23 protein-coding genes are annotated in these 23,602 nt (G+C 69.8%); 18 read left to right on the top strand and 5 right to left on the bottom strand.

Annotated features, from left to right (window positions below; genetic code table 11):
* Positions 1-18 precede the first annotated feature (18 nt).
* Both pdxY and AB6V31_RS16710 read right to left on the bottom strand, forming a co-directional pair.
* Positions 19-870: a pyridoxal kinase PdxY gene (pdxY, locus tag AB6V31_RS16715; RefSeq protein ID WP_056231639.1), complete on the bottom strand. Its 852-nt coding sequence runs from the start codon at positions 868-870 to the stop codon at positions 19-21.
* Positions 867-2,207 (bottom strand): aminotransferase class I/II-fold pyridoxal phosphate-dependent enzyme, encoded by a 1,341-nt coding sequence (locus tag AB6V31_RS16710; protein WP_369367006.1) that lies wholly within the window; start codon positions 2,205-2,207, stop codon positions 867-869. Before AB6V31_RS16710 ends, pdxY begins: the two co-directional genes overlap by 4 nt.
* Positions 2,208-2,325: 118 nt before the next feature.
* On the opposite strand from AB6V31_RS16710, the gene pdxS reads away from it, so the two are divergent.
* From pdxS to AB6V31_RS16645, 13 genes are all read left to right on the top strand, one after another.
* Complete coding sequence (pdxS, locus tag AB6V31_RS16705; RefSeq protein WP_369367004.1) at positions 2,326-3,210, top strand: pyridoxal 5'-phosphate synthase lyase subunit PdxS; 885 nt, start codon at positions 2,326-2,328, stop codon at positions 3,208-3,210.
* Positions 3,200-3,826, top strand: a complete 627-nt coding sequence (gene pdxT / locus AB6V31_RS16700; protein WP_369367003.1) for a pyridoxal 5'-phosphate synthase glutaminase subunit PdxT — start codon at positions 3,200-3,202, stop codon at positions 3,824-3,826. The genes pdxS and pdxT overlap by 11 nt, the downstream gene beginning before the upstream one ends.
* Positions 3,827-4,170: 344 nt before the next feature.
* Positions 4,171-4,311: a hypothetical protein gene (locus AB6V31_RS16695; RefSeq protein WP_369367001.1), complete on the top strand. Its 141-nt coding sequence runs from the start codon at positions 4,171-4,173 to the stop codon at positions 4,309-4,311.
* Between the two features lie 101 nt (positions 4,312-4,412).
* A complete protein-coding gene (locus AB6V31_RS16690; RefSeq protein WP_369367000.1) occupies positions 4,413-4,838 on the top strand; it encodes a hypothetical protein in 426 nt (141 codons plus the stop codon).
* A complete protein-coding gene (locus tag AB6V31_RS16685) occupies positions 4,835-5,119 on the top strand; it encodes a WXG100 family type VII secretion target (RefSeq protein WP_056231650.1) in 285 nt (94 codons plus the stop codon). The genes AB6V31_RS16690 and AB6V31_RS16685 overlap by 4 nt, the downstream gene beginning before the upstream one ends.
* A gap of 104 nt (positions 5,120-5,223) precedes the next feature.
* A complete protein-coding gene (locus AB6V31_RS16680) occupies positions 5,224-5,982 on the top strand; it encodes a YebC/PmpR family DNA-binding transcriptional regulator (RefSeq protein WP_056231653.1) in 759 nt (252 codons plus the stop codon).
* Positions 5,983-6,030: 48 nt separating this feature from the next.
* Positions 6,031-6,633 carry a crossover junction endodeoxyribonuclease RuvC gene (ruvC, locus tag AB6V31_RS16675; RefSeq protein WP_268103979.1) on the top strand — a complete coding sequence of 201 codons (603 nt, stop codon included), beginning with the start codon at positions 6,031-6,033 and terminating at the stop codon, positions 6,631-6,633.
* 9 nt (positions 6,634-6,642) lie between these two features.
* Positions 6,643-7,263: a Holliday junction branch migration protein RuvA gene (ruvA, locus tag AB6V31_RS16670; protein WP_279367044.1), complete on the top strand. Its 621-nt coding sequence runs from the start codon at positions 6,643-6,645 to the stop codon at positions 7,261-7,263.
* Positions 7,256-8,302, top strand: a complete 1,047-nt coding sequence (gene ruvB, locus AB6V31_RS16665; protein WP_369366997.1) for a Holliday junction branch migration DNA helicase RuvB — start codon at positions 7,256-7,258, stop codon at positions 8,300-8,302. The genes ruvA and ruvB overlap by 8 nt, the downstream gene beginning before the upstream one ends.
* Positions 8,303-8,382: 80 nt before the next feature.
* Positions 8,383-8,826, top strand: coding sequence for a preprotein translocase subunit YajC (gene yajC / locus AB6V31_RS16660; protein ID WP_056231662.1), 444 nt, complete (start codon positions 8,383-8,385; stop codon positions 8,824-8,826).
* Between the two features lie 48 nt (positions 8,827-8,874).
* A complete protein-coding gene (secD, locus tag AB6V31_RS16655) occupies positions 8,875-10,584 on the top strand; it encodes a protein translocase subunit SecD (RefSeq protein WP_074694943.1) in 1,710 nt (569 codons plus the stop codon).
* Positions 10,584-11,570, top strand: a complete 987-nt coding sequence (gene secF, locus AB6V31_RS16650; protein WP_056231669.1) for a protein translocase subunit SecF — start codon at positions 10,584-10,586, stop codon at positions 11,568-11,570. Before secD ends, secF begins: the two co-directional genes overlap by 1 nt.
* A gap of 89 nt (positions 11,571-11,659) precedes the next feature.
* Positions 11,660-13,909: a bifunctional (p)ppGpp synthetase/guanosine-3',5'-bis(diphosphate) 3'-pyrophosphohydrolase gene (locus AB6V31_RS16645; protein WP_056231672.1), complete on the top strand. Its 2,250-nt coding sequence runs from the start codon at positions 11,660-11,662 to the stop codon at positions 13,907-13,909.
* Positions 13,910-13,922: 13 nt separating this feature from the next.
* On the opposite strand, the gene AB6V31_RS16640 is transcribed toward AB6V31_RS16645, so the two are convergent.
* The 3 genes from AB6V31_RS16640 to AB6V31_RS16630 form a co-directional block, all read right to left on the bottom strand.
* Entirely contained in the window at positions 13,923-14,465 is a 543-nt protein-coding gene (locus AB6V31_RS16640; RefSeq protein ID WP_369366994.1) for a hypothetical protein, read from the bottom strand.
* 64 nt (positions 14,466-14,529) lie between these two features.
* Positions 14,530-16,173: a DUF349 domain-containing protein gene (locus tag AB6V31_RS16635; protein WP_268103976.1), complete on the bottom strand. Its 1,644-nt coding sequence runs from the start codon at positions 16,171-16,173 to the stop codon at positions 14,530-14,532.
* A 132-nt stretch (positions 16,174-16,305) separates the two neighbouring features.
* A complete protein-coding gene (locus AB6V31_RS16630; protein ID WP_369366992.1) occupies positions 16,306-16,596 on the bottom strand; it encodes a dioxygenase in 291 nt (96 codons plus the stop codon).
* 117 nt (positions 16,597-16,713) lie between these two features.
* Between AB6V31_RS16630 and AB6V31_RS16625 the strand changes: the two genes are divergently transcribed.
* The 5 genes from AB6V31_RS16625 (at position 16,714) to ruvX (ending at position 23,042) form a co-directional block, all read left to right on the top strand.
* Positions 16,714-18,132: a replication-associated recombination protein A gene (locus AB6V31_RS16625; RefSeq protein ID WP_369366990.1), complete on the top strand. Its 1,419-nt coding sequence runs from the start codon at positions 16,714-16,716 to the stop codon at positions 18,130-18,132.
* A 188-nt stretch (positions 18,133-18,320) separates the two neighbouring features.
* Positions 18,321-18,950 carry a 30S ribosomal protein S4 gene (gene rpsD, locus AB6V31_RS16620; RefSeq protein ID WP_056231683.1) on the top strand — a complete coding sequence of 210 codons (630 nt, stop codon included), beginning with the start codon at positions 18,321-18,323 and terminating at the stop codon, positions 18,948-18,950.
* 601 nt (positions 18,951-19,551) lie between these two features.
* Positions 19,552-19,839: an ATPase gene (locus AB6V31_RS16615; protein ID WP_074695157.1), complete on the top strand. Its 288-nt coding sequence runs from the start codon at positions 19,552-19,554 to the stop codon at positions 19,837-19,839.
* Between the two features lie 63 nt (positions 19,840-19,902).
* Complete coding sequence (gene alaS / locus AB6V31_RS16610) at positions 19,903-22,572, top strand: alanine--tRNA ligase (RefSeq protein ID WP_369366988.1); 2,670 nt, start codon at positions 19,903-19,905, stop codon at positions 22,570-22,572.
* The gene (gene ruvX, locus AB6V31_RS16605; protein ID WP_369366987.1) at positions 22,569-23,042 is read left to right on the top strand and encodes a Holliday junction resolvase RuvX; all 474 of its coding nucleotides are present in this window, start codon (positions 22,569-22,571) and stop codon (positions 23,040-23,042) included. The genes alaS and ruvX overlap by 4 nt, the downstream gene beginning before the upstream one ends.
* Positions 23,043-23,602 lie beyond the last annotated feature (560 nt).

Below are 23,602 nucleotides of genomic sequence, written 5' to 3'. Positions count from 1 at the left end.
CGGCGCTCGCGCCTCGGCTCAACGCACCTGACGGACGGCGAACTGCAGGCGCGGGTGCGCGTACGCCTCCTGCGATTCCACGAGTCGGAGTTCGCGCGAGCCGGCCTCGAACGTGTTCGAGAGCAGGTCGAAGACGCTGGATGCCGTGCGCGCGAGCGCATCGGCTGCGTCGCCGGTGCGGCGGTAGTGCGCCGTGAACAGCGCCGCCGTGACGTCCCCCGAGCCGTTCGCCTTCATGGGGATCAGGGGCGTCTGCACGATCCACGCCCCGGCATCGTCGACGACCATCATCTCGATGGTGTCGGGCGCGCGGTCGGGGCGCTCAACGCTCGTGACGAGCACCGTCCGCGGGCCGCGGGCGCGCAGCATGTCGGCGGACTCGAGCGTCGAGTCGATGCTGCCGGGCTCGGTGTCGGTGAGGAAGCCGAGCTCGAACTGATTCGGGGTCAGGATGTCGGCGACCGGCACGACGCGCTCGCGCAGCAGCACCGGGATCGCGGGCGCCACGAAGCACCCCGATTTGGCGTTGCCCATGACGGGGTCGCAGGCGTACACGGCATCCGGGTTCGCCTTCTTCACCCGCGCGACCGCGTCGATGATGACGTCGGCGATGCCCTCGCCGCCCTGGTATCCCGAAAGCACCACGTCGATTTCGGGGAAGACGCCGCGGTCCTCGATGCCCTGGATCACAGCGGCGACGTCATCGGGGGCGATGAGCGGACCGCGCCACGCGCCGTAGCCGGTGTGGTTGGAGAAGTTCACGGTGTACACCGGTAGCACCTCGACGCCGATGCGCTGCAGGGGGAAGACGGCGGCGGAGTTGCCGACGTGTCCGAACGCGACGGCCGACTGGATCGAGAGAACCTTCATGCGTCGATCCTCCCACTTCGTCCTGATCCGCGAAGCACGCCCGCCGCACGCGCGAGGTCGTCGGCAAGGGCTTCGGCCGAGGTCTCGTCGAGGTCGTGGACGGTCAAGCGCAGGAACGCGCCGGCCGGGTCGGGGGAGAGGAAGAACGGATCCCCCTCGCGCACCAGCCATCCGCGGCGCATGAGCTCTTCACGCACCACCGCGGCCGGAACCGGCAGCGGTACCCACAGGTTGAGACCGTCGCCCGGGGACACCGGTAGCCCCCGCTCGGTGAGGGCGGCCGCGAACGCCGCGTTGCGCGCGGCGTAATGCTCGGCGGCCGCCTCGATTCCGGCGCGCACGGCGTCGTCGGTGACGAGGGCGAGGGTCATGCGCTGCAGGATGTGGCTCACCCAGGTGGTGCCGGGCGTGAGGCGTACGGCGAGGCCGTCGGCGGTGTCGGGATCGGATGCCGTGACGGCGAGGCACGTGTCGGGTCCGAGGAACTTCGACATCGAGCGGATACGCGCCCATCGGCGCTGCGCGGGCCCGATGACGGAGTGCAGGGGAGCGCGGGACAGCAGGGAGAAGTGGTCGTCCTCGATCACGAGGACGTAGGGGTGCTCCGCGAGGACGTCGCGCAGCGCCGCGGCGCGTTCGGCGCTGAGACTGGCCCCCGTGGGGTTGTGCGCGCGGGGCGTGCAGATCACCGCGCGAACGCCGGCGTCCAGGGCCGCGCGCAGCCCGTCGACGGTCATGCCCTCGGCATCCACCGCCACCGGAACCGCACGGTACCCGCCGGTGCGGACCGTGTGCAGGGCCGAGAGGAAGCACGGGTCTTCGAGCGCCACGGCGTCGTCGCGCTGCAGGGCCTGGGCGAGCAGGCGCTCGATCGCATCGCTCGCGCCGCTCGTCACGGTGATCAGCAGGTCGTCGTGGGGGAGGTGGTCGGACATCCAGCCGCGGGCCCACGCCTCCAGGCCCGGGTCGATAACCGGCTCGCCGTAGAGGACCGGTCGGGCTGAGCGCGCCAGGGCGGCCGTCGGGTCGGGGATGAGTGCGGGGTCGGGGTTGCCGGTGCCCACGTCGCGCAGCACCGTGTCGGGCGCGTACCCCTCCTGCGCGACGGCCGTGCGGTCCGCAACGCGCGTGCCGCTTCGGCCGCGAGCCTCGACTAATCCGGCCTGGGCGAGTTGCCGGTAGGCGGCGACGACGGTGTTGCGGTTGACGCCGAGGTCGCCGGCGACGGCGCGCACGGAGGGCAGCAGCGTGCCTGGAGGGAGCTCGCCGCGCTCGATGCGCTCGCGCAGATCAGCGGCGATGGCCGATGCCGAACGCCCGGTGATGTCGATGGTCATAGGCCCCCCCTGGGTCACGAACAGCCTATGGCCTGAGCCGTGCTACGGTTTGGCCTAAGCCAATGATCGCGCCCCGAAGCGCGGAAGCACGCGCCGCACGGCGCGGAACGGAGTGGACATGACCGACACCGGAACCTCCCGCGTCAAGCGCGGTCTCGCCGAGATGCTCAAGGGCGGCGTGATCATGGACGTCGTCACCGCCGAGCAGGCGCGCATCGCCGAAGACGCCGGCGCCGTCGCCGTCATGGCGCTCGAGCGCGTGCCCGCCGACATCCGCGCCCAGGGCGGCGTCGCGCGCATGAGCGACCCCGACTTGATCGACGACATCATCGCCTCGGTCTCGATCCCCGTCATGGCGAAGGCCCGCATCGGCCACTTCGTCGAGGCGCAGATCCTGCAGGAGCTCGGCGTCGACTACATCGACGAGTCCGAGGTGCTCTCGCCCGCCGACTACGTCAACCACATCGACAAGTGGAACTTCACCGTCCCCTTCGTCTGCGGGGCGACCAACCTCGGCGAGGCCCTGCGTCGCATCACCGAGGGCGCGGCGATGATCCGTTCCAAGGGCGAGGCCGGCACGGGCGACGTGTCGGAGGCGACCAAGCACATCCGCACGATCCGCCGCGAGATCAACGCCCTGCGCGCCAAGACGAAGGACGAGCTCTACGTCGCCGCCAAGGAGCTGCAGGCACCCTACGACCTCGTCGCCGAGATCGCCGAGACCGGCGAGCTGCCCGTCGTGCTCTTCACCGCCGGGGGAGTGGCCACTCCGGCCGACGCCGCGATGATGATGCAGCTCGGCGCCGACGGCGTCTTCGTGGGCTCGGGCATCTTCAAGTCGGGCAACCCCGCCCAGCGCGCCGCGGCCATCGTGAAGGCGACGACCTTCCACGACGACCCCAAGGTCGTGGCCGAGGCGTCGCGCGGACTCGGCGAGGCGATGGTCGGCATCAACGTCGCCGACCTCCCCGCCCCGCACCGCCTGGCCGAGCGTGGTTGGTAACACCCCTCGCGTCGGAGTGCTCGCGCTGCAGGGCGACGTGCGCGAGCACCTCGCCGTGCTGCGCGGGCTCGGCGCCGACGCGCAGCCCGTGCGTCGACCCGACGAGCTCGCCGCCGTGGAGGGCCTGGTCCTCCCCGGCGGCGAGTCGAGCGTGATTGACAAGCTCGCCCGCGCCTTCGGTCTGTTCGACCCGATCCGCGCGGCGATCGCCGACGGCATGCCCATGTACGGCACGTGCGCGGGGCTCATCCTGCTCGCCGACCGCATCGACGGCGCGATCACGGGCCAGCAGACGTTCGGCGGCATCGACGCGCGCGTCGCGCGCAACGCCTTCGGCAACCAGACCGCGTCGTTCGAGACCGAGCTCGACGTGCCCGTCCTGGGCGAGCCGCCGGTGCACGCGGCATTCATCCGGGCGCCCGCGGTCGTCGAATGGGGACCGGATGCCGAGCCCCTGGCATCCCTCCCCGATGGGCGCGTCGTAGCGATCGAGCAGGGCGTGCTGATGGGCACCGCGTTCCACCCCGAATCGACCGGGGAGACGCGCTTCCACGAGCGGTTCCTGGACCACGTCACGAGCAGACGCGGGATGAGCGTGCCCGCGGGATCGCACTGACTCGGGAGCCGCCGTGCAACCGTCGCGTCTTCGGCTCGCGCCGCTCGGTCGGGGTGCGCCTGGCCGGGGTGAAATCAGGCGCGCAGAGGGTGAATTCGTCTCGTTCCCGTTCGTATCGTGCTGCGAGATCGGTACGTGATGCGTCGTGGGTAGGTGGAAAGTGGATCCCGAGGGTTTGCGGGCGGCGGCCTCCGTCTTCGCGGGCGTTGCGGAATCCAATGAGGGCGAAACGACGATCGCCGCGACGGGAGACGTCGGCGATGCGAGGCTCGTCTCGGCACTGTCGTCGTTCATGGAGGCGCTGATCGGCGGGTGGATGCAGCGGGTCTCGCAGACGGAGCTACTTGGACTCCAACACCACGGCTCAGTACAACACCGCGCTGGTGACGGTCGGCCGCGGTGAGGATGTCGTCGTCGAGAGCCTGTCGGCTTCTCCGAGCGGCTTCGACTCTTTCTCTCCGAGCAAGGAAAACGGCATCGAATGAGTGCGAGTACACGAACCCTCGTCGTGACATCCGGCCTCCTGCTGACCGCTGCCCTCACCGCGTGCTCACCAAACAGCACCCCTCTAACGACGGGAACTGACATGACGCCCGAAGCCGCTCGATCACAGATCGAAGACCTCTACGAGGCGAGCGCCGCAGCGATTGCGCCCAACGGGTGGGAGATCGTTGGCTCGTGGCTGGATTGCTCACCCAGCTCGTCCGATCTGAGGGTTCGCTGGACACTCTCGACCTCGCGCGTCTCACCGTTGCCTGGCGCACCCGCGGACCTCATCGCTCGCGCGCAGAGGGCATGGCAGGAGCGCGGCCATCGCGTGACCGTCGAGCGTGACACAAATCTCACCCCGCCTCGTTGGATTCTTTCCGATCCGCCGTATCTCACGGGCACACATCCCGATGGCAGCTTCTTCACCCTCAATATCGGGGAAGGACTCGCGTACTTCGACGCGACAAGCGCCTGCGTGCCGGGTGACATCCTTCAGCTCAACGCTCGAACGCCAAGCCCATGATTCTTTCATTCGACGCCACCCCGCACGCGGAGACGATGACAAGTCTTCGTCTCGCAGCGGCCGGGCTTCAAGAGACTTTGGATGCCCTGGACGAGGAAGTCAGGGCGTTGCGTGGGCAATGGTCCGGCGCTGCGCAAGCCGCGTACGACGACGCTCACCGGCAGTGGGCGGGTCCCATGAGCCGGTTGCGAGCGGCTCTCGAGGAGGCCACCGACGCCGCGCGGTCTGCCGGAGACCGCCTCTCGCAGACCGAGGGAGACGTCACGGCGCTCTGGGCCTGAGCCGCCTGGCCTTCCTCTCAGCGCGGCCCGGCAGAGAAACATGCGCGCGGACGGCCCTACATGCGGCAGAACTCTCCTCTCGCAAGCCAGGATAATGTTGACGCATGTCCGGACACTCCAAATGGGCCACGACCAAGCACAAGAAGGCGGTCATCGACTCCCGTCGCGCCAAGTCGTGGGCCAAGCTCATCAAGAACATCGAGGTCGCGGCGAAGCTCGGTGGAGCCGACCTCCAGGGCAACCCCACCCTCTTCGACGCCGTCCTCAAGGCGAAGAAGACCTCGGTCCCCAAAGACAACATCGATCGCGCGATCAAGCGCGGTGCCGGTATCGGCGGCGAAGCCGTCGAGTACTCGTCGATCATGTACGAGGGATACGGCCCCAACGGCGTCGCCTTCCTCATCGAGTGTCTGACCGACAACAAGAACCGCGCCGCGGCCGAGGTGCGCACCGCTCTCAGCCGTAACGGCGGCACCCTCGCCGACCCGGGCAGCGTCGCCTACAACTTCAGCCGCAAGGGCGTCATCGTCGTCCCCTCCGAGGGCACCACCGAAGACGACGTCATGCTCGCCGTCCTCGAGGCGGGCGCCGAAGAGGTCGAGCCGCACGGCGACGGCTTCGGCGTCATCACCGAGGCCTCCGACCTGGTGTCGGTGCGCTCCGCCCTGCAGGATGCCGGCATCGAGTACGACTCGGCCGACGTCGAGTTCGTGCCCTCGCTCAAGGTCGAGGTCGACGCCGACACCGCTCGCAAGGTGTTCCGCCTCATCGACGCCCTCGAAGACAGCGACGACGTGCAGAACGTCTACACCAACTTCGACATGAGCGCCGAGGTGCAGGCCGAGCTCGAGAACGACGAGTAAGGGCGCGCCCTCGATCTCGACACGGCCCCTGCGCTTAGCGTGGGGGCCGTGTCTCGTTCCCTCCGCGTCCTCGGCATCGACCCCGGCCTGACCCGATGCGGCCTCGGTGTCGTCGACGTCTCGCCGAACCGCACGGCCTCGCTCGTGCACGTGGGCGTCGCCCGTTCCGCACCCACCGATCCGATCGAGAAGCGTCTCGCGGCGATCGCCGCCGGCATCCGCGACGTGCTGGTCACCCATCAGCCGCATGTGGTCGCCGTCGAGCGCGTCTTCGCGCAGAACAACCTCCACTCGGTGATGGGCACGGCCCAGGCCAGCGGCATCGCGCTGCTGCTCGCGGCCGAACACGGATTGACGGCCGCGACGCACACCCCCAGCGAGGTCAAGGCCGCGATCACCGGGTACGGCTCCGCCGACAAGCTGCAGGTGCAGACGATGGTCGCCCGCGTGCTGCGCCTCGACGCGCTTCCCCAGCCGGCGGATGCCGCAGACGCCCTCGCGATCGCCCTCTGTCACGCCTGGCGCGGGGGAGCGGCCGGCGCCTCGGCCCATGACGCGCTGACCCCCGCTCAGAAGGCCTGGAGGGATGCCGAGAAGAAGCGGACCCCGCCGAAGCGTGTCGCTCGAACACATGTACGAACAGGCGCGTAGGCTGGCCCGATGATCTCCTCGCTGCACGGCACGGCGGCTCACGTCGCCGACGACTCGCTGGTCATCGTGGTCGGGGGAGTCGGCTTCTCCGTCGCGGTCACCGCCCAGCTCGCGCGCACGGTGCACGTCGGCGACGACATCCACCTGCACACGAACCTCATCGTGCGCGAGGACGCCCTGTCGCTCTACGGCTTCGAGGCTCGCGAAGAGCTGACCGTCTTCACCCAGCTGATCAGCGTGACGGGCGTCGGCCCGAAGTCCGCGCTCGGGGTGCTGTCGTCGCTCACGGTGCCGCAGATCGCCCAGGCCGTGGCCGACGACGACGACGCCCCGTTCCGACGCGTCTCGGGCATCGGCCCCAAGACGGCCAAGCTCATCGTGGTGCAGCTCGCCGGCAAGCTCCAGGTCGCGCCCTCCGCGGCTCCCGCCACCGCCTCGGCGCACGGCCAGGTGCCCCTGCAGGTCACGCAGGCCCTCGTGGGCCTGGGCTGGACGGAACGGACGGCGGCCGAGGCCGTGGCATCCGTCGCCGAATCCGCCTCCGAGGCCGACCGCGCCTCGGTCCAGTCGTTGCTCCGACTCACGCTCGCCCTGCTGGGCCCGGCCCGCAAGGAGAGCGTGAGTGGCTGACGTCCGAGACGCCGGGACCCCCGACGACGAGGTCGAACTCGCGATCGAAGGGGCCCTGCGCCCCACCTCCCTCGCCGAGTTCGTCGGTCAGCAGAAGGTTCGCGGCCAGCTGCAGCTCCTGCTCGACGCCGCGCGCATCCAGCAGCGCTCTCCCGACCACATCCTGCTCTCCGGCCCTCCCGGGCTCGGCAAGACCACCCTCGCGATGATCGTCGCGCACGAGAGCGGGCGGCCGCTGCGCTTGTCGAGCGGGCCGGCGATCCAGCACGCGGGCGACCTCGCGGCCCTGCTGTCGTCGCTCACGCCGGGGGAGGTGCTCTTCATCGACGAGATCCACCGCATGGCACGCTCGGCCGAAGAGATGCTGTATCTCGCGATGGAGGACTTCCGCATCGACATCATGGTCGGCAAGGGCGCGGGAGCGACCAGCATCCCCCTCGACCTGGCCCCCTTCACCCTGGTGGGAGCCACGACACGCGCGGGCCTGCTGCCGAACCCTCTGCGCGACCGCTTCGGTTTCACCGCCCACCTCGAGTACTACGAGCCCGAAGAGCTTGAGCGGGTGGTCTCGCGCTCGGCATCCATGCTCGATGTCGGCCTCCCGGGCACGGCGCGCTCCGAGATCGCCCGGCGCTCCCGGGGAACGCCCCGTATCGCGAACCGTCTGCTCCGGCGTGTCCGGGACTATCTCGTCGTGAACGGTCCGTCGACCGGCACCGACGAGGGCCACGCCGACGTGCGGACGGTGGGCGCCGCGCTCGATCTCTACGACGTGGATGCCATCGGGCTCGACCGCCTCGACCGAGCCGTCCTCGACGCCCTCGTCCGCCGCTTCCGCGGGGGACCGGTGGGGCTCAGCACCCTCGCCGTGGCCGTGGGAGAAGAGCCCGAGACCATCGAATCGGTCGTCGAGCCCTACCTCGTGCGGATCGGATTCATGGGCCGCACTCCCCGCGGACGCGTGGCGACTCCGGAGGCCTACGACCACCTCGCAGCCCCTCACCCGGACGGCATGCTCCGGTTCAGCCAGGGGTCATGACCTATACTCGGCGAGGGATTCCCCGACCCACGCTAGGCAGTGCCGCACGGCGCGCCTGATCTGAAAGGTGCACCGCCTCCATGGACTCCAGTTTCCTCCTGCTCATTCTGTTCGCGGGCCTGCTCGTCTTCATGTTCCTGAGCTCCCGCCGTCGCATGAAGAAGCAGAAGGCCGAGCTCGAGCAGAAGGCCCGCGAGACGGTCCCCGGTGCCGAGGTGCTGCTGCAGGGCGGCCTCTACGGCACGATCGTCGAGTACGACGGTGAAGACCTCGACAAGCCCGCGCACGTCGAGATCGCTCCCGGCGTCGTCATCAAGGTGCACAGCCAGGCCATCCTCCGTATCGTCGACTCGGCTGCCGGCACCGTGACCGAAGACGAGTACATCGAAGCCGAAGAGACCGAGGCCGAGTACATCGCCGGCGTCGCCGACGGTGACATCACCTCGATCAGCGACGACCAGCGTGCCGCCCGCCAGCACGCCGCCGACGCCGAGCGTGACGACAAGGACCGCCCCGCGGTCTGATCGCCCTCTCCCGCCTTTTCGTTCACCGCCGCACAGAAAGCCGACTCCGTGGCGCCCTCGACTCCCGTCCGTCACGCCTGGCGCGTTTTGACCGGATTGCTCGCCATCACCGGCGTGCTCTTCGGCATCAACGCGCTGGGCGTGTACGTGTTCAATGCCAGCTCCTGGACCCCCGAGCTCGCGCTCGACCTCCAGGGCGGCACGCAGATCATCCTGCAAGCCCAGACCACCGACGGCGCCGCGCCCGACAGCGAACAGCTGGCGCAGGCCGTCACGATCATCCGCCAGCGCGTCGACGCGTCGGGCGTGGGTGAAGCCGACGTGGCCACCGAGGGTGGCCGCAACATCGTCGTGCAGATCCCCGGCCAGGCAGACGATGCCACGCGACAGCGCATTCAGTCCTCGGCTCAGCTGCAGCTGCGCCCGGTGCTGTTCACCGGTTCGCCGGCGACCACGTTCGTGGGTCAGGACGGCGTGACCACGCCCTACCCGACACCCGACCCGAACCTGCCGTCGACGCCCACCGCATCGCCCACCAACGCGAGCGACCCGGCGTACATCACCCCGGCCCTGCAGGCGCAGTTCCTCGCGTACGACTGCGCGAACCCGCCGAGCAACCCGGCGCAGGCCCCGGCCGACCAGCCGATGATCACGTGCGGGACGAACGACGGGCAGAAGTACATCCTCGGCCCCGTCGAGCTCGACGGCACCGACATCTCGAACGCCACCAACGGCCAGGAGCAGAACACCGGGCAGTGGGCGGTCAACCTCGTCTTCAACGACCAGGGCACGCAGAAGTTCGCCGAGATCAGCCAGCGCCTCTACGGTGCGCAGCCGCCGCTGAACCAGTTCGCGTTCGTGCTCGACGGGTCCGTCCTGTCGGCGCCGTCGATGAACGGCATCATCGTCGACGGTCGCCCCAGCATCACGGGATCGTTCACGCAGGAGTCGTCCAAGGCCCTCGCCGACCAGCTGAAGTACGGCGCGCTGCCGCTCAGCTTCCAGGTGGTCAGCTCCGACACCGTGTCGGCGACGCTCGGCTCGCAGCAGCTGCAGGTCGGTTTCATCGCCGGTCTCATCGGCCTCGGGCTGGTGGCGATCTACTCGCTGATCGTCTATCGAGCGCTCGGCACGGTGATCATCGCTTCGCTCGGCGTGATGGCCGTCCTGACCTATCTCGCCCTGTGCATCCTCGCGTGGCGTGCCGGCTTCCGACTCTCGCTCGCGGGTGTGGCCGGCCTGATCGTCACCATCGGCTTCACGGCGGACTCCTTCATCGTCTACTTCGAGCGAATACGAGACGAACTGCGTGACGGCAAGTCGATCACGGCAGCCGTCGAAGACGGATGGTCGCGCGCCAAGCGCACGATCTACATCTCGAAGTCGATCAACATCCTCGCGGCGGTGGTGCTGTACATCCTCGCGGATGCCACGGTGAAGGGCTTCGCGTTCACCCTGGGTCTCACGACGGCCATCGACATCCTCATCTTCATCCTGTTCACCCACCCGGTGATGCAGCTGCTCGCTCGCACGCGTTTCTTCGGCTCGGGTCACCCCCTGTCGGGCATGGACCCGAACGCGCTCGGCGCCGTCTACCGCGGACGCGCGCAGTTCCGCGCCCCCGTGGTCGAGGCGGGCCGGGTGAAGAAGTCGCGCGGCGAGGCGCAGCGTCGACAGACGATCGCCGAACGCAAGCAGGCCGAGCTGGCCGCCGCCAGCCGCGGCGATAGCCGCTCCACGAAGGAGGGAGACGACTGATGCGCTCCATGTCGCAGCTCGGTAACGACCTCTACTCGGGGAAGACGTCCTTCCCGTTCGTGCAGCGTCGGCGCCTCTGGTTCATCATCGCCGCGGTTCTGGTCATCGGTGCGGCCCTCGTGCCGTTCATCCGCCCCGTGCAGTTCTCGATCGAGTTCACGGGCGGCTCGCAGTTCACGGTCTCGAACCCGTCGACGTTCGATCAGGGCCTTGCGACGCAGGCCGTGACGTCGGTGGTTCCGGACGCGACGACCCGCGTCACCACGATCAGCGACCAGTCGGTCCGCGTGCAGACCGACCAGTTGGACAACGACCAGACGCAGGCCGTCTCCGCAGCCCTCGCGACCGCCTACAAGGTGCCGGCATCCGAGATCACCAACTCGTTCATCGGACCGACCTGGGGCAACGACGTCACGCGCCAGTCGCTCTGGGGTCTGTCGATCTTCCTCGCGTTGACGTTCCTCATCCTCGCGCTGTACTTCCGCACCTGGAAGATGTCGGTCGCCGCGATCATCGGCCTCGTCGACGTCCTCGTCATCACGATCGGCGTCTACGCCGTCTTCGGATTCGAGATCTCGCCGGCTGCCGTCATCGGCTTCCTCACGATCCTGTCCTACGCGCTGTACGACACGACGGTCGTCTTCGACAAGGTGAGGGAGAACACCAGAGAGGACGGCGAGATCTCCGGACGCACGTTCTCGGAGTCGGTGAACCTCGCCGCCAACCAGACGCTGATCCGCTCGATCAACACCACGGTGGTCGCCATCCTGCCGGTGGGCGCGATCCTCTTCATCGGTGTGCCGCTCGGTGCGCGCACGCTCAGCGATATCTCGCTGTCGATCTTCGTCGGCACGATCGTCGCCGCGTACTCGACGCTGTTCGTCGCCGTGCCGATGTACGCGCTGCTGCGCGAGAAGGAGAAGCCGATCGCTCTGCGCGACGCCCGCGTCGTGTCGGCCCGTGAGAAGGCGGGCGTCCCGGCCTGACGGCCGGGGCTCCCGCCCCTCGGGCCCGCACCTGGGACCCCCGCCGCGAGGCATAGAATCGATCTACTGGCCGTAAGGAAGGGGTAGCGATGACCGAGACCGCTTCCTCCGCGCCGCCGCCGTCCTCTCTGCGACGGCTGGTTCCGCGAATCTTCTCGCGCGCGGCCCGTCGTGACGACGTCGACAAGCTGCTCCGCACGGTCCGCACGCATCACCCCAAGGGCGACCTCGCGATCATCGAGCGCGCCTACGCCGTGGCCGACAAGGCGCACGACGGGCAGAAGCGGCAGAGCGGCGAGCCGTACATCACGCACCCCCTGGCGGTCGCGCAGATCCTGGCCGAGCTCGGCCTCGGCCCCAAGGCGATCGCCGCCGCGCTGCTGCACGACACCGTCGAAGACACGGGCTATCCGCTCGACGAGCTCGCCGCCGACTTCGGCGACGAGGTCGCGATGCTCGTCGACGGCGTCACCAAGCTCGACAAGGTCAAGTACGGCGACAGCGCGCAGGCCGAGACGGTCCGCAAGATGATCGTGGCGATGTCGAAAGACATCCGCGTGCTGCTCATCAAGCTCGCCGACCGACTGCACAACGCGCGCACCTGGGGATTCGTGCCGCCGCACAAGGCCGCGAAGAAGGCCACGGAAACCCTCGAGATCTACGCTCCGCTCGCGCATCGCCTCGGCATCCAGGCGATCAAGAGCGAACTCGAGGACCTGTCGTTCGCGGTGATGCACCCCAAGCTCTACGCCGAGATCGACAGCCTGGTCAAGCAGCGCACGCCCCAGCGCGAGCAGTACGTGCAGAACGTCATCGACGCCGTCGACGCGGACCTACGCGAACTCCGCGTTCGCGGCCGGGTGATGGGCCGACCCAAGCAGCTGTACTCCGTGTACCAGAAGATGGTGGTCCGCGGTCGCGAGTTCGACGACATCTACGACCTCATCGGCATCCGAATCCTGGTCGGCACCGTGCGCGATTGCTACGCCGTGCTCGGTGCGATCCACGCGCGGTGGACACCGCTGCCTGGCCGTTTCAAGGACTACATCGCCACGCCCAAGTTCAACCTGTACCAGTCGCTGCACACCACGGTGATCGGCCCCGGCGGGCGCACGGTCGAGATCCAGATCCGCACGCACGAGATGCACCAGCAGGCGGAGTTCGGCGTCGCCGCGCACTGGAAGTACAAAGAGCGGATGGCGGGCGGGAAGGCCGACGCCAAGGCCGTCGACGCCGACATGGCGTGGATCGCTCACATCTCCGACTGGCAGGCCGAGACCGCCGACCCGGGCGAGTTCCTCGACTCGCTCCGCTTCGAGATCGGCGCGAAAGAGGTCTACGTCTTCACCCCGAAGGGACGCGTGGTGGGCCTTCCCACCGGCGCGACCCCGGTCGACTTCGCGTACGCCGTGCACACCGAGATCGGTCACCGCACGATGGGCGCCAAGGTCAACGGCCGCCTGGTGCCGCTCGAGTCGACCCTCCAGAGCGGCGACGTCGTCGAGGTGTTCACCTCGAAGAACCCCGATGCCGGCCCCAGCCAGGACTGGCTCGGTTTCGTCAAGAGCACCCGCGCGCGCAACAAGATCCGCGGCTGGTTCACGAAGGAACGCCGCGAAGAGGCCATCGAGCAGGGCAAGGACTCGATCGCCCGCGCCATGCGTCGGCAGAACCTGCCCCTGCAGCGCCTCATGAACCAGGATTCGTTCACCGAGGTCGCCCGACTCTTCCACTACGAGGACGTCTCCGCGCTCTACGCCGCGGTCGGCGAGGGGCACGTCTCCACGCAATCGGTGATCGAGAAGGTCACCGCTCTCGTCAACGTCGAAGAGACCAGCACCGGCCCCATCGACATCCCCGTCGGCCGCAGCCGTGCTCCGCGTGGCGGCGACTCCGGCGTCCTCGTGCGTGGAGCCCCCGACATCCTCGTCAAGCTCGCCAAGTGCTGCACCCCCGTTCCGGGCGACGAGATCGTCGGTTTCGTTACGCGCGGCAGCGGGGTGTCGGTCCACCGCGGCGACTGCACGAACGTGAAGTCGCTGAAGGAGGAGCCCGATCGTCTGATCGACGTCGAGTGGGCGCCGACGACGAAGAGCGTCTTCCTGGTGCAGATCCAGGTCGAGGCCCTCGACCGCTCGGGGCTGTTGAGCGACGTCACGCGCGTGCTGAGCGAGCACCACGTGAACATCCTCTCGGCGACCGTGTCGACCACGAACGATCGCCTCGCGCTCAGCAAGTTCGTGTTCGAGATGGGCGACACCGTGCACCTCGACCGTGTACTCAACGCCGTGCGGCGCATCGACGCGGTCTACGACGTGTACCGCGTCACCTCGTCGTAGCACGGGGGACGGATCACCCCTGCGCCGCGACGTCGGCCAGGAGCGCTGCGCCCCTCCTCCCGTACGGGAACGTCGGGTGCCGGGCCAGCCATGCCTGGGCCTCGTGTCGCGATTCGACATCGGATGCCGCCCACTCGATCGCCGCGGCACGCTCACCCTCGTCGTCGGAACGCGCCAGGTCGGCGAGCGTTCGCCCCGGTGTGCTGAGGTGAACACCCGCCACGAGGGTCGTGTCGGCGGCCGGGAGTCTCACGTCGTGGAACACCGCCCGGGTCGCGTCACGCGCGCGCGTCCGCGTCGGCCCCACCCGCTGGAGGTGATGCCGTCTCGGCTCGGTCGCCGTGCCGCCGTGCACCCACGCCGCCGTCAGCCGCACCCCGGCCCACCGTTCGCCGAGCAGAGGAGACAGGCTCCGTGCCCGCATCCAGACCGTCTCGACCGCGTCGGCCGGCATGAAACCCTCGCCGAGCGGCACAAGCAGGCCGTCGAGGCACGCCGCGCTGAGCTCGGTCAACGCGAGACGCTCCCCGGGGAAGAACAGAAAGGGCGACACCATCCCGTCAGTGTGACGGAGCGGTGTCGCCCGTGACGGTCGAACCGTCGAACTGTGGAGAACCCGATCAGCCGCCGAGGGCGCGCAGCCAGGTGCGACGCGCTTCGAGCGCCTCCGACGCCTGCGCGGCGGCACGCTTGTCGCCGCGCGACTCGGCCTCGGCCAGCTCGGCCTCGAGCTTGTCGATCGCGTCGGTGAGCTGACGCGTCATGTCGTTGGCGCGGGCCTTCTGCTCGGGGTCGTTGCGCTTCCAGTCGGCGTCTTCGCGGGTGCGCACGCTCTGCTCGATCTTGCGGAGCTCGTCGTCGAGGACGCGCTCCTTGTCGCGCGGGAAGATGCGTCCGATCTCGTCCCACTGACGCTGGATGGCGGTCAGCTTCTGACGGGCCGTGGCGAGGTTCTTCTCGTCGACGATCGGCGCGGCCTGCTCGAGGAGGGCGCGCTTCTGCTCGATCTTCTCCTTGGAGGCCTCGGCGTCGGCGGACTCGCGCTCGATGCGGGCTCCGTAGAGCGCGTCGCCGGCGGCCTTGAACCGAGCCCACAGCGCGTCATCGACCTTGCGGCCGGCGCGGCCCGAGGCCTTCCACGCGTCGAGGAGGTCGCGGTACGCCCCGATCCCGTCTTCGCCACGCGGGGCGAGGGCCTCGGCGCGCTCGACGAGACGCGTCTTGGCCTCGCGGGCCGCCTTGTGGGTCTCGTCGAGCGACGAGAAGAACTCGCGGCGGTGACGATCGACTGTGGCGCGCGCGTCGCGGAAGCGGCGCCACAGCTGCTGCGCGGTCGACTTCGACAGGCGGGGACCGTTCTGCTGGTGGGCCTGCCACCGGTCGAACAGCGCCGTCATGTCGGCGGTCATCTGCTTCCACTGGACCGTCTGCGGGTCGCGGGCGGCGAGGGCCTCGGCCTCTTCGACGATCGCGGTGCGCTCGCGCACGGCCTCTTCAGTGGCCTGCTTGGCGGCGACGGCCTCGGTCTCACTCGCTTCGGCGAGCTCTGCGGTGAGGGCGTCGACGCGGGCGATGAGAGCGGCGAGGTCGCCCACCGCGGCCGCACCCTCGAGCTTGCCGCGAAGGGTCTTCGCCGTCGAACGCAGATCCGACGCCGAGGCGCCTCCGCGACGGTGGCGCGTCTCGATCAGCGTGACCTCACCGGCCAGGTCCGAGAACTTGCGCTGGAAGTAGGCCAGCGCCTCGGCCGGCGTGCCGTCGGGGTACTGACCCACGACGCGCCAATCGTCGCCCTCGCGGACCGAGACGGTTCCCTCGTCGTCGACGCGGCCCCAGGGCTGGGTGGCCGAGGTGGACGCGGTCTTGCCGGGAGGGGGTCCGGGGAGTCGGACGCCGGGACGCGGGGCGGCGGGCTGCGCGGCGACGGACTGCTCGGCGGGAGCGGCGTCGCCCTCGGACGTGGCGGCCTCTTCGTCTTCGGCCGACGCTTCGGCAGCCGGCGCATCGGCAGCGAGCTCTTCGGCAGCGGGCTCCTCAGCGGTGGGCTCGGCGGGGGGCGCGGGGTCAGCGGCATCCGTCGACTGCTCGTCGAGCGACGGGTCGTCGGACGAGGCGTCGGCGTCGGGAGCGGAGGGGTCCTCGGCCGGAACGGCGTCGGGAGCGTCGGTTTCCGCCTCGACCGGGGTCGTGGCGGTGGGATCGACCTCGGCGGTGCTCGCGTCGTCGCGCGGGTCGGAGGTCTCGGGAGTGGGAGCGGAAGTCACGGGTAGCACCTCATCGCGGCAGAACCGCCTGGGGGAGAAGGACCCTCCGAGCCTAGTACGCGCGACCGCTCCGACACAGGATCGTCGTTCCCGCCCCGCCACGCCGCCGATCCGGCGGCGCGGGAGGATCGCTCAGGGTGCGGTCGGCTCCGAGGGTAGCGGGGCCGGGATCTCGGTCGGGACGGGGGTCTCGGGGCTGACCGTCGACGACGGTTCGGGGGTCGGCGCTCCGGGGCCGGTCACGAAGTACGCCGTCTGCAGGGCGATCGCCCCGGCGATCACGAGGAGCCCGACGATCAGGCCGATGAGGTTGTCACGGGTGCGGCGGCGTCCCTGACGGTCGTGGAGCTCGAGTCGAGCCTGGTAGGCGCGCGCACGCTCGCGCTGCTCTCGGGTCCGCCGGTCTTTCCCACGCGCCGCCACATCGACCTCCTCCGCCCGTCCGGGCCCCTCGATCCTACAAACAGCGGTCGGGGTGTCTCGGATCGCGGCGGGGGCACGGGAGGTCCCCGTGTCGGAGGCCCCGGTTAGCCTGGACACGTGACCCCTTCCTCCGCGCTCTTCCAAGGCCAGACGCCGCTGGCGGTGCGCATGCGGCCGGTGAGCCTCGACGAGGTGGCCGGCCAAGGACATCTGCTGCGCCCCGGGTCGCCGCTGGTCACTCTCGCGACGACCGACTCCTCGGCATCCGTCTCGGCCGCCTCGGTCATCCTGTGGGGTCCGCCCGGCACCGGCAAGACCACGCTGGCGCAGGCGATCGCCCGGTCGTCCGGGCGGCGTTTCGTCGAGCTCTCCGCCATCACGGCGGGTGTCAAAGACGTGCGCGAGGTCATGCAAGAAGCGCTGACGCAGCGAGATCTGTACGGCCAGTCGACCATCCTCTTCCTCGACGAGATCCACCGCTTCACCAAGGCGCAGCAGGACGCCCTGCTGCCGGGTGTCGAGAACGGCTGGGTCGTGTTGATCGCCGCCACCACCGAGAACCCGTCGTTCTCGGTCATCTCTCCCTTGCTTTCGCGCTCTCTTCTCCTCACCCTCCGCCCGCTCGGCGACGACGACCTCGGTGCTCTCGTCGACCGGGCCGTGACCGACCCGCGTGGTCTGGCCGGTCGGGTGGTGCTCGACGACGACGCCCGGGCGGCCCTGGTGCGTCTAGCCTCGGGTGACGCGCGACGCGCTCTCACCGCCCTCGAGGCCGCGGCTTCGGTCGCGGGTGACGACGCGGGGGCCCCGGCTTCTGCGGCCCGCGACGATGACGACGACGAAGACGAAGACGACGACGAACAGGACCCCGGCCCGTTCACGGGCGAGGGCGACGAACTGCCCGTCATCACCGCCGACCACATCGCCCAGGCCGTCGACCGCGCCCTGCTGCGCTACGACCGGCAGGGAGACGAGCACTACGACGTCATCAGTGCCTTCATCAAGTCGGTGCGGGGGTCGGATCCGGATGCCGCGATCCACTACCTCGCGCGCATGATCGAGGCGGGGGAGGACCCCCGCTTCATCGCGCGGCGCCTGGTCATCTCGGCCGCCGAGGACATCGGCATGGCCGACCCGCAGGCCCTGCAGATCGCGGTGGCCGCGGCCGACGCGGTGGCGTTCATCGGCATGCCCGAGGGGCGGATCCCGCTCGCCGAGGCCACGGTGTACCTGGCCACGACCGCAAAGTCGAACGCCGCCTACAACGCCATCAACGCCGCGATCGCCGACGTGCGCGCCGGCGGCTTCGGTCGCGTGCCGATGCACCTGCGCGACGCGCACTATCCCGGGGCCAGACGCCTCGGACACGGCAAGGGCTACAAGTACGCGCACGACAGCGACATCGGCATCGTCACGCAGCAGTACCTGCCCGACGAGCTCGTCGGCAAGCGGTACTACGAACCCACCAGTCACGGTGCCGAACGCGACGTCTCGGCACGCCTCGAGAAGATCCGTCGCATCCTCGAGGGTCGGTGACACGGCATCCGGAATGCGCCCGGCCCGCTCTGATAGCATGAATCGGCTCGAAACAGGGTTTTCGGGCATCCCCTCCTTCCTGTGATCACCTTCCGGTGCGCCCCGGCGTGCGCTTCGGATCGGGCGGAAGGGGGCGATACGCCCGTGAGCCGTGAAAGGCGCGGCCACGTCATCGGAAGGAGAACTTCGTGACCACGAAGTCTCAGGACCGCCGCAAGGTGCGTCTGTCGCGCGCCCTCGGCGTCGCACTCACCCCCAAGGCCGCCCGCTACCTCGAGAAGCGTCCCTACGCTCCCGGCGAGCACGGCCGCACCAAGCGCAAGGCCGACAGCGACTACGCCGTCCGTCTCCGTGAGAAGCAGCGTCTGCGCGAGCAGTACGGCATCCGCGAGAAGCAGCTTCGCATCGCGTTCAACGAGGCCCGCCGCACCGACGGCCTGACCGGTGAGAACCTGGTCGAGCTGCTCGAGATGCGTCTGGACGCCCTCGTCGTGCGTTCGGGCTTCGCCCGCACCACCGCGCAGGCTCGCCAGCTCGTCGTGCACCGCCACATCATGGTCGACGGCCAGCTCGTGGACCGCCCGTCGTTCCGCGTGAAGCCGGGTCAGCTGATCCACGTCAAGACCAAGAGCGAGGGCCTCGAGCCCTTCCAGGTCGCCGCCGCCGGTGGGCACGCCGAAGTGCTGCCCCCCGTTCCGGGCTACCTCGAGGTCGACCTCTCCACGCTGCAGGCGAAGCTCGTGCGTCGCCCCAAGCGCGCCGAGGTGCCCGTCACGTGTGACGTGCAGCTCGTCGTCGAGTACTACGCCGCCCGCTGATCCCAGCGAGCACACGAAGGGCGTCGGGTTCTCCCGGCGCCCTTCGCCGTTTTCGGGGCGTGCTCTCGCGCGGCCCTTCGCCTTTTTCGGGTCGCGCTCTCGCGCGGCCCTTCGTCGTCCCGGGGCGCGCTCTGCTCGCGCTGGATTCGTTTGCCCCAGACGGCGGGTCTTGCCCGGCCCCGATGACCGTTTGCGGCGATCGAATGCGCACGCCGTGAAGTCATCTGCCCGAGATGGCGCATGCTCCGCCGAGCCGTCCACCATAGGCGGCAACCGAACGCGCACGGCGTTGATTCGTTTGCCCGAAATGGCGCATCTCCGCCGAGCCGCCGACCATACGCGGCAACCGAACGCGCACGCCGTGGATTCGTGTGCCCGAGATGGCGCATGCTCCGCCGAGCCGCCGACCATACGCGGCAACCGGCCGCGGGGGAGTCGATGCGGCTGTCCCGGACGGTGCCGGCGCGGGTGCGCGATGGGGGCCGTCGGCGGGATGGACGCCGGAGACGCGGCATACACAGGTCTGCCTTGTGCGTAGCGCGGGGCCCCTCGCCTACGATGGGGAATGCCGTGATCGCGGCGTCGTATCGAGGAAGAAGTGGTGATCGTGAAAAGCCTCGTCTGGTTCGCGCTGGGTATCGCCGGCGGTTTCGTCGCCGCCCATCTCGTCAACAAGGACCCCCGCGGTCAGGAGCTGCTCGCGCAGCTCGACTCGCGCATCGGTGAATTCACCGACCACATGAGCGACGCCTACCACCAGCAGGAGAACCGTCTCTCCGAGATCATCGACGACGCCAAGGGCGTCGCCTCCTCCGCTGTCGACAAGACCGGCGACGCGGTGGAATCCGCCGCCGCCGCGGCCAAGAAGGCCGTTTCCTCCTCCGACTGACCCCCTCCGGCCTCCCGCCCCCGGCACGTGGGGCGGATCCGCATGCGTACGGAAAGACCCGCCATGAAAACCGCCGAGATCGCCCAGCGCTTCCTCGACTTCTTCGAGAAGAAGAACCACACGATCGTCCCCTCGGCCTCGCTCGTCACCGACGACCCGGCCCTGCTGTTCACCGTGGCGGGCATGGTGCCCTTCATCCCTTACCTCAGCGGTGTCGTCCCGCCGCCGTACCCGCGCGCGGCCGACGTGCAGAAGTGCATCCGCACTAACGACATCGAAGAAGTCGGCAAGACCCCGCGTCACGGCACCTTCTTCCAGATGCTCGGCAACTGGTCGTTCGGCGACTACTTCAAGGAAGACGCGATCCGCTTCGCGTGGGAGCTGCTCACCGCGCCCGAGTCGGAGGGCGGACTCGCCTTCGACCCGAAGGACCTGTGGGTCACCGTCTACGAAGAGGACGACGAGGCGCGCGACCTCTGGCTGAAGCTCAGCACTCTGCCCGACGAGCGCATCCAGCGCCTCGGCAAGGACACGAACTACTGGTCGACCGGCCTGCCGGGCCCCGCCGGCCCCTGCTCGGAGATCTTCTTCGATCGCGGCCCCGCGTACGGCATCGACGGCGGTCCCGCGACCGACGACGACCGCTACGTCGAGATCTGGAACCTCGTGTTCATGCAGTACGAGATCACGAACGTGCGCTCGAAGTATGACTTCGACATCGTCGGCGAACTCCCCGCCAAGAACATCGACACCGGCATGGGCCTGGAGCGCATCGCGTTCATCAAGCAGGGCGTCGACAACATGTACGAGACCGACCAGGTGCGCCCCGTGCTCGACCTGGCCGCGAAGCTCGCCGGCAAGTCGTACGGCCAGGAGTCGCACGACGACGACGTGCGGCTGCGCATCGTCGCCGACCACGTGCGCTCCTCGCTCATGCTGCTCGCCGACGGCGTGACCCCCTCGAACGAAGGCCGCGGCTACATCCTGCGCCGCATCATGCGCCGCGCGATCCGCTCGATGCGTCTGCTGGGCGTCGAGGGCGCGACTTTCCCCGAGCTGTTCGCCGCCTCGCGCGACGCGATGAAGGAGTCGTACCCCGAGGTCGAGGCCGACTACGCGCGCCTCTCGGCCTACGCGATCGCCGAGGAGCAGACGTTCCTGCGCACGCTGGCCGCCGGATCCGCGATCCTCGACCAGTCGGTCGTCGAGGCCAAGAACGGCGGCGGCACCACCCTGTCGGGCTCCGAGGCGTTCCTGCTGCACGACACCTACGGGTTCCCGATCGACCTCACCCTCGAGATCGCCGAAGAGGCCGGGCTGTCGGTCGATCGTGCGGCCTTCGACACCCTCATGCTCGAGCAGCGCACGCGCGCCAAGGCCGACGCGCGCGCCCGCAAGGGGGCGATCGCCGATCAGAGCGCGTACCGCGAGTTCCGCGCGCTCGGTGAGACGGTGTTCACCGGCTACACCGAGATGCAGACGGAATCGAAGATCCTCGGCATCCTCGTGCAGGGCCAGGGCACCGACCGCGCGTCGGAGGGCCAGATCGCTGAGGTCATCCTCGCCGAGACCGCCCTGTACGCGGAGTCGGGCGGCCAGGTCGCCGACAAGGGCGTCATCGTCGGCCCGGGCTACGAGCTCGAGGTGCTCGACGTGCAGCGCCCCGTTCCGGGCCTGGTCAGCCACACCGTCGAGGTCACCTCGGGCGAGGTGTCGGTCGGCGCCCCCGCGACGACGGTCGTCGACGCGCTGAACCGCCACGCCGCCCAGCAGGCGCACACCGCCACGCACCTCGTGCACGCGGCGATCCGCGACACGCTCGGCAAGACGGCGACGCAGACCGGTTCACTCAACCGCGCCGGCTACATGCGCTTCGACTTCAGCTGGGGCTCGGCGCTGTCGCCCGAGACCCGCACCGAGATCGAGGACATCGCCAACAACGCCGTCCGCGACAACCTCGAGGTCACCACGCGCGTGATGTCGCTCGACGAGGCGAAGGCCGCCGGCGCCATGGCGCTGTTCGGCGAGAAGTACGGCGACACCGTGCGCATGGTCGACATCGGCGGCCCCTGGTCGCGCGAGCTGTGCGGTGGCACCCACGTCGCCCGCAGCGCCGAGATCGGCCTGGTCAACCTCGTCGGCGAGCAGTCGGTCGGCGCATCCAACCGCCGCGTGGAGGCCCTCGTCGGCCTCGACGCCTTCCGCGACCTCGCCGCCGAGCGCGCGATCGTGTCGCAGCTGAGCTCGAGCCTGAAGACCCCGCGCGAGCAGCTGCCCACGCGCATCGCGGAGCTGGCCGCCAACCTCAAGGCCGCCGAGAAGAAGATCGCCGCCTTCGAGGCACAGGCCCTGACCGGCCGCCTTCCGCAGCTGGTCGAGTCGGCCGTCGCCGTCGGTACCGTGCGCGTCGTCGCGCAGAGCCTGGGCGAGGGCGCGTCGGCCGACGACGTGCGCTCGCTCGCCCTGCAGGTGCGCGACCGCCTGGGCACCGACCCGGCGGTCGTCGCTCTCGCGAGCGTCGCGGGTGGCCGTGCGACGGTCGTCGTCGTCACCAACGACGCCGCGCGCGAGCGGGGTCTCGCCGCCGGTGCCCTGGCGAAGAACGCCGCGGGCGTGCTCGGCGGCGGCGGCGGCGGACGTCCCGATGTCGCCCAGGGTGGCGGGACGGATGCCACTGCTCTGCCGCAGGCGCTCGACGGCATCGTCGCGGACGTGCGGGCGACCACCGCGTGACGGTGTTCCGGCGCGGAATCCGGTTCGGTATCGACGTCGGGCGTGCCCGCGTGGGCGTGGCACGGTCGGATCCGGACGGGGTGCTGGCCGTTCCGGTCGAGACCGTACCCCGCAAGGGGGAGCCGATCCGCCGGATCGCGGCTCTCGCGGCGGAGTACGAGGCCTTCGAGATCCTGGTCGGGCTGCCCCTCAACCTGCGCGGGGAGGACACGGCATCGACCACCGACGCCCGGACGTTCGCGGCTGCTCTGGCGGAGGCGCTCCCCATGCCCGTGCGGCTGGTCGACGAACGGCTGAGTACGGTCTCGGCGCACGGCGTGTTGAGAGAAGCAGGGCGTTCCCAGCGGGATTCTCGTAGCATTGTGGACCAAGTCGCCGCTGTGGTCCTTCTGCAGCAGGCGCTCGACGTGGAGCGACAGTCTGGCGAGCCGGCCGGACCCACCGTCACACCGGGACAGGAGCCCGCCTGACATGCCCGAGAACCAGCCCCCCGAGAACGATCCGTTCGCGGATCTTTACGGGCGCCTGCCCGACCCCCGCACCGGCGCCCGCAGCTCGCGGGAGTCCGCACCGCAGACGGATGCCGCGCCTCCGTCGCGCCGAGCAGCTCGAGAGGCCCGCCGGGCTGCGACGGAAGCGACCCCGATCATCGGGTCGGAGCAGGCCGCTCGCCCAGCGGACCAGAACACCACCCCGTCTGCCGAGGCGCCTCGCCCGACCGAATCCCTCCCCGCCGCAGCCGCGCCCGCGCCGGCCCCCCGCGCGGCCGATGAGCAGCAGGCTGCGCGCCGGATCGAGCCTTCGTCGTCGCCCCGACCCGCCGCCTCCTCGATCCCGTCCGAGCGCTCGACTCCCGCGGCCCGCCGATCCGAGGACGCTCCCGGTCCGCGCCGCGGCGGCGACACCGTTCCCGGCCCCCGTCGCACGGGCGCCCCCGCCGCATCCGGAACCCCCGCCGCAGAAATCCAGCTGACACCGACTGCGCTCGGGGCTCCGCCGCTCGGGGCGAGGCCCGGTGTTGCCTGCGGTT

Origin of the sequence: Microbacterium sp. 16-032, from assembly GCF_041079455.1 — a bacterium.
Classification (GTDB): Bacteria; Actinomycetota; Actinomycetes; order Actinomycetales; family Microbacteriaceae; genus Microbacterium; species Microbacterium testaceum_A.
This window is presented reverse-complemented; position numbering and strand designations above follow the sequence as displayed.

Bases quoted from the DNA above. Each gene is read 5' to 3' on its own strand.
- ruvA (WP_279367044.1), top strand. From the start codon at position 6,643: ATGATCTCCTCGCTGCACGGCACGGCGGCTCACGTCGCCGACGACTCG.
- AB6V31_RS16685 (WP_056231650.1), top strand. From the start codon at position 4,835: ATGATTCTTTCATTCGACGCCACCCCGCACGCGGAGACGATGACAAGT.
- alaS (WP_369366988.1), top strand. From the start codon at position 19,903: ATGAAAACCGCCGAGATCGCCCAGCGCTTCCTCGACTTCTTCGAGAAG.
- AB6V31_RS16640 (WP_369366994.1), bottom strand. From the start codon at position 14,465: ATGGTGTCGCCCTTTCTGTTCTTCCCCGGGGAGCGTCTCGCGTTGACC.
- secF (WP_056231669.1), top strand. From the start codon at position 10,584: ATGCGCTCCATGTCGCAGCTCGGTAACGACCTCTACTCGGGGAAGACG.
- yajC (WP_056231662.1), top strand. From the start codon at position 8,383: ATGGACTCCAGTTTCCTCCTGCTCATTCTGTTCGCGGGCCTGCTCGTC.
- AB6V31_RS16680 (WP_056231653.1), top strand. From the start codon at position 5,224: ATGTCCGGACACTCCAAATGGGCCACGACCAAGCACAAGAAGGCGGTC.
- pdxY (WP_056231639.1), bottom strand. From the start codon at position 870: ATGAAGGTTCTCTCGATCCAGTCGGCCGTCGCGTTCGGACACGTCGGC.
- AB6V31_RS16690 (WP_369367000.1), top strand. From the start codon at position 4,413: ATGACGCCCGAAGCCGCTCGATCACAGATCGAAGACCTCTACGAGGCG.
- pdxS (WP_369367004.1), top strand. From the start codon at position 2,326: ATGACCGACACCGGAACCTCCCGCGTCAAGCGCGGTCTCGCCGAGATG.
- AB6V31_RS16710 (WP_369367006.1), bottom strand. From the start codon at position 2,207: ATGACCATCGACATCACCGGGCGTTCGGCATCGGCCATCGCCGCTGAT.
- AB6V31_RS16645 (WP_056231672.1), top strand. From the start codon at position 11,660: ATGACCGAGACCGCTTCCTCCGCGCCGCCGCCGTCCTCTCTGCGACGG.